Origin of the sequence: Streptomyces africanus (genome assembly GCF_002150735.1) — a bacterium.
GTDB lineage: Bacteria > Actinomycetota > Actinomycetes > Streptomycetales > Streptomycetaceae > Streptomyces > Streptomyces africanus.
In genome coordinates, this window is sequence record NZ_MUKA01000391.1 from 1 (window position 1) to 5,452 (window position 5,452).

The 5,452-nt window shown below is 69.8% G+C and carries 5 protein-coding genes; all 5 read left to right on the forward strand.

The genetic code is table 11. The features are described 5' to 3' along the window. Positions 1-255: 255 nt before the first annotated feature. Positions 256-1,536 (forward strand): phosphopyruvate hydratase, encoded by a 1,281-nt coding sequence (eno, locus tag CCL05_RS37130; RefSeq protein WP_086565044.1) that lies wholly within the window; start codon positions 256-258, stop codon positions 1,534-1,536. Between the two features lie 104 nt (positions 1,537-1,640). Continuing rightward, positions 1,641-2,117, forward strand: coding sequence for an FtsB family cell division protein (locus CCL05_RS37135; protein WP_086565041.1), 477 nt, complete (start codon positions 1,641-1,643; stop codon positions 2,115-2,117). Positions 2,118-2,169: 52 nt separating this feature from the next. Next, positions 2,170-2,700: a DUF501 domain-containing protein gene (locus CCL05_RS37140; protein ID WP_086565042.1), complete on the forward strand. Its 531-nt coding sequence runs from the start codon at positions 2,170-2,172 to the stop codon at positions 2,698-2,700. Then, positions 2,697-3,638, forward strand: coding sequence for a Ppx/GppA phosphatase family protein (locus tag CCL05_RS37145; RefSeq protein ID WP_086565043.1), 942 nt, complete (start codon positions 2,697-2,699; stop codon positions 3,636-3,638). The genes CCL05_RS37140 and CCL05_RS37145 overlap by 4 nt, the downstream gene beginning before the upstream one ends. Positions 3,639-4,059: 421 nt before the next feature. Then, a partial coding sequence (locus CCL05_RS37150) for an NAD(P)/FAD-dependent oxidoreductase (protein ID WP_086565045.1) occupies positions 4,060-5,452 on the forward strand: 1,393 nt, incomplete at its 3' end.

The window sequence follows — 5,452 nt, forward strand, 5'->3', positions numbered from 1 at the left end:
AAAAACCCCGCCCCGGTGCGTACGGGGGGAGACGCACCGGGGCGGGGTTTTTTCTGCCGGTCTTTTTCTGCCGGTCTTGGCGAACCGGCTTTGTTCCGTTCGGAAACAATTTACTCTCGGTTCTGTCCATGGGGTGGGCGACCCGGTGGCCGATCGCCCGGAGCCGGTTAGGCTCATGTCGCGAGCCACCGCGGCCCGCGCCTCGCCGGGTCCACGCGGCCCGCGTACCCGCGTCACATGAAGAAGGAGATGCTCGTGCCGTCCATCGACGTCGTCGTAGCCCGGGAAATCCTGGACTCCCGAGGCAACCCCACGGTCGAGGTCGAGGTCGGCCTCGACGACGGCAGCACCGGCCGTGCCGCCGTCCCGTCCGGCGCCTCCACGGGCGCCTTCGAGGCCATCGAGCTGCGCGACGGCGACTCGAACCGCTACCTCGGCAAGGGTGTGGAGAAGGCCGTCCTCGCGGTCATCGAGCAGATCGGCCCGGAGCTCGTCGGCTACGACGCCACCGAGCAGCGCCTGATCGACCAGGCCATGTTCGACCTGGACGCCACCGACAACAAGGGCTCCCTCGGCGCCAACGCCATCCTCGGCGTCTCCCTCGCCGTCGCCCACGCCGCCTCCGAGGCCAGCGACCTGCCGCTGTTCCGCTACCTGGGCGGTCCCAACGCGCACCTGCTGCCGGTGCCGATGATGAACATCCTGAACGGCGGCTCGCACGCCGACTCCAACGTGGACATCCAGGAGTTCATGATCGCACCCGTAGGCGCGGAGTCCTTCTCCGAGGCCCTGCGCTGGGGCGCCGAGGTCTACCACACGCTGAAGAAGGTCCTGAAGTCGAAGGGCCTGGCCACCGGCCTCGGCGACGAGGGCGGCTTCGCCCCGAACCTCGGCTCCAACCGCGAGGCCCTCGACCTCATCCTCGAGGCGATCAACGAGGCCGGCTACACCCCCGGCGAGCAGATCGCCCTGGCGCTCGACGTCGCCGCGTCCGAGTTCTACAAGGACGGCGTCTACACCTTCGAGGGCAAGGAGCGCTCGGCGGCCGAGATGACCGAGTACTACGCGGAGCTCGTCGACGCGTACCCGCTCGTCTCCATCGAGGACCCGCTGTTCGAGGACGACTGGGAGGGCTGGAAGACCATCACCGCCAAGCTCGGTGACAAGGTCCAGCTCGTCGGTGACGACCTGTTCGTCACCAACCCCGAGCGCCTGGCCCGCGGCATCGAGGAGGGCGCGGCCAACGCGCTCCTGGTCAAGGTCAACCAGATCGGCTCCCTGACCGAGACCCTGGACGCCGTCGAGCTGGCCCAGCGCAACGGCTTCAAGTGCATGATGTCCCACCGCTCCGGCGAGACCGAGGACGTCACCATCGCCGACCTGGCCGTCGCCACCAACTGCGGCCAGATCAAGACCGGTGCCCCGGCCCGCTCCGAGCGCGTCGCCAAGTACAACCAGCTCCTGCGCATCGAGGAGATCCTCGACGACGCCGCGGTGTACGCCGGCCGCAGCGCGTTCCCGCGCTTCAAGGGCTGACCCGGCCCGTAAGTAGCAGCGTCGTACGTACGTCCCCGTACTCGGTCCCGTACCGTGTCCGGGGACGTACGCGCGTATGACGGCGGAGCGGGAGGCGGACAGACATGGCCGTGAAGGACCGGGACCGGTTCTCCACCGCGACCAGGATCCGGTTGCTCGGCGAGCAGACCGCGGCCCGGGTCTACCGCTCCCAGACCAAGCGCCAGGCGCGCCGCTCCCGGCTGACCGGCCGGGCCGCGCTGCTCGCCCTGGTGATGTGCTCGCTGATCGTGGCCCTGGCCTACCCGATGCGGGAGTACGTCTCGCAGCGCGCCGAGATCGACGACCTCCAGCGCGAACAGCAGCAGGCCCGGCAGCGTGTCGAACGGCTGCGCGACCAGAAGGCGCGCTGGCAGGACGACGCGTACGCGGAGCAGCAGATCCGGCAGCGGTTGCACTACGTCATGCCGGGGGAGACGGGGTTCATCGTCGTCGACCCGCACGCGGCGAAGCAGTCGCACTCCGACCTCGGGGCGGCCGACCGCCCCTGGTACTCGAACGTCTGGGACGGGGTCGACAAGGCCGACGCCTCCGACCAGTGAACCCGGACCCCAGCCAGTGACCTGAACCCAGAAAGACAGCCTGAACACAGTCATGGAAACGCCCCCGCCGACCACCCCGCGCACCGAGCCCACCGACGCGGACGTCGAGGCCTTCAAGCAGCAGCTCGGCCGGCCCCCGCGGGGCCTGCGCGCGATCGCGCACCGGTGCCCGTGCGGGCAGCCCGACGTCGTCGAGACGGCCCCGCGGCTGCCGGACGGGACGCCCTTCCCGACGCTGTACTACCTGACGTGCCCGAAGGCGAACTCGGCGATCGGCACGCTGGAGGCGAACGGCGTGATGAAGGAGATGACCGAGCGGCTGGCCGCGGACCCGGAGCTGGCCGCGGCGTACCGGGCGGCGCACGAGGACTACATCCGGCGTCGTGACGCGATCGAGGAGCTGAAGAACTTCCCGAGCGCGGGCGGCATGCCGGACCGGGTGAAGTGCCTGCACGTGCTGGTGGCCCACTCGCTGGCCGCGGGGCCGGGTGTGAACCCCCTGGGCGACGAGGCGCTGGCCATGCTGCCCCAGTGGTGGCGCAAGGGCGCGTGTGTGACGACCGTCGAGGAGGACGCCCAGTGACCCGTGTCGCCGCCGTGGACTGCGGTACGAACTCCATCCGGCTCCTGGTCGCCGACGCGGACCCGGCCACCGGGGAGCTGACCGACCTGGACCGCCGGATGACGATCGTGCGGCTCGGGCAGGGCGTCGACCGCACCGGCCGGCTCGCCCCCGAGGCGCTCCAGCGGACCTTCGCGGCCTGCCGCGAGTACGCCGGGGTCATCAAGGAGCACGGGGCGGAGCGGCTGCGGTTCGTGGCGACCTCCGCCTCCCGGGACGCCGAGAACCGGGACGAGTTCGTGCGCGGCGTGCTGGACATCCTGGGCGTCGAGCCCGAGGTGATCTCCGGGGACCAGGAGGCCGCGTTCTCCTTCACCGGCGCCACCAAGGAACTCGCCGGGCGCGATCACCTGCCGAAGCCCTACCTCGTCGTGGACATCGGCGGCGGCTCGACCGAGTTCGTCGTCGGCGACGACCGGGTGCGCGCGGCGCGCTCGGTGGACATCGGCTGTGTCCGCATGACCGAGCGGCACCTGGTCCGGGACGGGGTGGTGAGCGACCCGCCGTCCGAGGAGCAGATCGCGGCGATGCGGGCGGACATCGAGGCCGCCCTCGACCTCGCCGGGGAGACGGTCCCGCTGCGCGAGGCCCGCACGCTGGTGGGCCTCGCCGGGTCCGTGACGACCGTGTCGGCGATCGCCCAGGAGCTGCCCGAGTACGACTCGGCCGCCATCCACCACTCCCGTGTCTCCCACGACCGGGTCCGCGAGATCACCGAGTGGCTGCTGCGCTCCACGCACGCCGAGCGCGCGGCCGTGCCCTCCATGCACCCGGGCCGGGTCGACGTGATCGGGGCGGGGGCCCTCGTCCTGCTGTCGATCATGGAGCGGATCGGCGCGGAGGAGGTCGTCGTCAGCGAGCACGACATCCTCGACGGCATCGCGTGGTCCGTCGCGTAAGCCGCTTCTGAGCAGGCATGGATCACGTTTGAGCGTCTCCGGGAGGCTCAGCCGGGCCACCCGGGGACAGCCCGCCGGGAAAGTTCGTGAAGTTCTTCACAAGGAATTCGGCACTCGAGAGCGACTTCAAGGGCCCGGTTGACCCGCCCGGGGGTCGAACGGGCCCTTGAACATGTTCAGAAGCGTGATATGGAGGTGCCCGGGAAGGGGTTCGGAACCAGGCTCCGGCGGTGCCTCACGGACCGCCCATCGGGCCAGAGAGGCAGCTCACGCGGCATTGACAACGGTCCACGACGCACAAAGGATCCCGGTTGTCACCATGACATGGATCACGCGAGCCGCGGAGGATAACACACACCCTGCCGGAGCTTGTGAAGGGGCGCACGAGCCACCCCCCTGAAGCGGGTGGATACTCGATGGCATGAGCACCACGGAGCGTCCCAGGATCCTCGTAGTAGGCGGTGGGTACGTAGGCCTGTACGCAGCTCGGCGCATCCTCAAGAAGATGCGTTACGGAGAGGCGACCGTCACGGTCGTCGACCCCCGGTCGTACATGACCTACCAGCCCTTCCTCCCCGAAGCCGCCGCCGGCAACATCTCCCCGCGCCACGTCGTCGTCCCGCTGCGACGCGTGCTGCCGAAGGCGGAGGTCCTCACCGGCCGGGTCACCAGCATCGACCAGGACCGCAAGGTCGCCTCGATCGCCCCGCTGGTGGGCGAGGCGTACGAGCTGCCCTTCGACTACCTGGTGGTCGCGCTCGGCGCGGTCTCCCGCACCTTCCCGATCCCCGGCCTCGCCGAGCAGGGCATCGGCATGAAGGGCATCGAGGAGGCCATCGGCCTGCGCAACCACGTCCTCGAGCAGCTCGACAAGGCCGACTCCACCACCGACGAGGAGATCCGCCGCAAGGCGCTCACCTTCGTCTTCGTGGGCGGCGGATTCGCCGGTGCGGAGACCATCGGCGAGGTCGAGGACATGGCCCGGGACGCGGCGAAGTACTACAAGAACGTGTCCCGTGAGGACATGCGCTTCATCCTCGTCGACGCCGCCGACAAGATCCTCCCCGAGGTCGGTCCCAAGCTCGGCAAGTACGGCAAGGAACACCTCGAGGGCCGCGGTGTCGAGGTCTACCTGTCCACCTCCATGGACTCCTGCGTCGACGGCCACGTGGTGCTGAAGAACGGCCTCGAGGTCGACTCCAACACGATCGTCTGGACCGCCGGCGTCAAGCCCAACCCGGTCCTCTCCCGCTACGGCCTGCCCCTCGGGCCCCGCGGCCACGTCGACTGCGAGACCACCCTCCAGGTCAAGGGCACCGACTACATCTGGGCCGCGGGCGACAACGCCCAGGTCCCGGACCTCGTCGGCCGCAAGGCGGGCAACGAGAACGCCTGGTGCCCGCCGAACGCGCAGCACGCGCTGCGGCAGGCCCGCGTCCTCGGCGACAACGTCCTGTCCGGCATGCGGGGCTTCCCGCAGAAGGACTACTCCCACGCCAACAAGGGCGCGGTGGCCGGACTCGGCCTCCACAAGGGCGTGGCGATGATCGTCATGGGCAAGATGAAGATCAAGCTCAAGGGCCGTCTCGCCTGGTACATGCACCGTGGCTACCACGGCATGGCGATGCCGACCTGGAACCGCAAGATCCGCGTCTTCGCCGACTGGACGCTCGGCATGTTCCTCAAGCGCGAGGTCGTCTCGCTCGGCGCGATCGAGACGCCGCGCGAGGAGTTCTACGAGGCCGCCAAGCCGGCCCCGGTCGCCGCCGCGCCGAAGGAGAAGTCCGAGGCCAAGGCCGAGGAGAAGACCGAGG